Origin of the sequence: Acinetobacter sp. 1130196 (assembly GCF_000588095.1) — a bacterium.
GTDB classification, from domain to species: Bacteria; Pseudomonadota; Gammaproteobacteria; order Pseudomonadales; family Moraxellaceae; genus Acinetobacter; species Acinetobacter nosocomialis.
Window position 1 is genome coordinate 1 of record NZ_JFWX01000113.1, and the last position, 1,970, is coordinate 1,970.

Below are 1,970 nucleotides of genomic sequence, written 5' to 3' on the forward strand. Positions count from 1 at the left end.
CCGACAGTTGGTTTAAGTGATGTCACCACCAATGACAGTACACCTGAATTAACAGGTACAGTGAACGATCCAACTGCGACAGTTGTGGTGACTGTAAATGGTGTGAACTATACTGCGGTGAATAATGGCAATGGTAGTTGGACCCTTGCAGACAATACACTTCCAGTGTTGGCAGATGGTCCACATACTGTGACTGTGACAGCAACCGACCCGGCAGGTAATGTAAGTACAACCAGTGCAGTCGTGACTGTGGATACTGCAGCAGCGAACTTGCTTGGTCCGATTACAGTACCGGATGACTTAAATGCTGATGGCTTCATCAATACATCAGAACTTGGCACAGATGGCAGCTTTAATGCCCGTGTAGCGTTGGGTCCAGATGCAGTGGTAGGTACTGTTGTGAATGTTAACGGTACTGACTATACAGTGAGTGCAACTGACTTAAGCAATGGCTATATCACCGCAGCGATTCCTGTAACAGCGGATGGCCCAATTACCATCCATGCCCAAGCAGTGGATTCACAAGGTCATATCAGCAGCCCGACAAATGTAATCGTGACTGTAGATACGGCAGCGCCAAGTGCACCTGTACTTGATCCAATCAATGCAACTAATCCTGTAACAGGTACAGCAGAACCTGGTTCAACAGTTACCGTGAGCTTCCCGGATGGTACAACAGCGACTGTAGTTGCAGGCCCGGATGGTAAGTGGACAGTACCAAACCCAGGTGACCTGACTGATGGTCAAACAGTAACAGCGACAGCGACTGACCCAGCGGGTAACCCGTCAGTACCTGGCACAGGTGTAGTAGATGCAGTTGCCCCAACAGTTGCAGTGACAACAGCATTAACCAATGACAGTACACCTGCATTAACCGGTACAGTGAACGATCCGACAGCGAAAGTTGTGGTGACTGTAGATGGTGTGGATTATCCAGCGGTGAACAATGGTGATGGCACCTGGACCCTTGCAGACAATACACTTCCAGTGTTGACTGACGGTCCGCATACCGTGACTGTGACAGCAACTGACCCGGCAGGTAATGTAGGTACAACTAATGCTGTGGTAACTGTAGATACCACTGCGCCGACAGTTGGTTTAAGTGATGTCACCACCAATGACAGTACACCTGAATTAACAGGTACAGTGAACGATCCAACTGCGACAGTTGTGGTGACTGTAAATGGTGTGAACTATACTGCGGTGAATAATGGCAATGGTAGTTGGACCCTTGCAGACAATACACTTCCAGTGTTGGCAGATGGTCCACATACTGTGACTGTGACAGCAACCGACCCGGCAGGTAATGTAAGTACAACCAGTGCAGTCGTGACTGTGGATACTGCAGCAGCGAACTTGCTTGGTCCGATTACAGTACCGGATGACTTAAATGCTGATGGCTTCATCAATACATCAGAACTTGGCACAGATGGCAGCTTTAATGCCCGTGTAGCGTTGGGTCCAGATGCAGTGGTAGGTACTGTTGTGAATGTTAACGGTACTGACTATACAGTGAGTGCAACTGACTTAAGCAATGGCTATATCACCGCAGCGATTCCTGTAACAGCGGATGGCCCAATTACCATCCATGCCCAAGCAGTGGATTCACAAGGTCATATCAGCAGCCCGACAAATGTAATCGTGACTGTAGATACGGCAGCGCCAAGTGCACCTGTACTTGATCCAATCAATGCAACTAATCCTGTAACAGGTACAGCAGAACCTGGTTCAACAGTTACCGTGAGCTTCCCGGATGGTACAACAGCGACTGTAGTTGCAGGCCCGGATGGTAAGTGGACAGTACCAAACCCAGGTGACCTGACTGATGGTCAAACAGTAACAGCGACAGCGACTGACCCAGCGGGTAACCCGTCAGTACCTGGCACAGGTGTAGTAGATGCAGTTGCCCCAACAGTTGCAGTGACAACAGCATTAACCAATGACAGTACACCTGCATTAACCGGTACAGT

At 49.2% G+C, this 1,970-nt stretch carries 1 protein-coding gene; it reads left to right on the plus strand.

What is annotated here, in order from left to right:
* The coding region (locus J671_RS24660; RefSeq protein WP_050675077.1) for an Ig-like domain-containing protein at positions 1–1,970 on the plus strand (1,970 nt) is incomplete at both ends.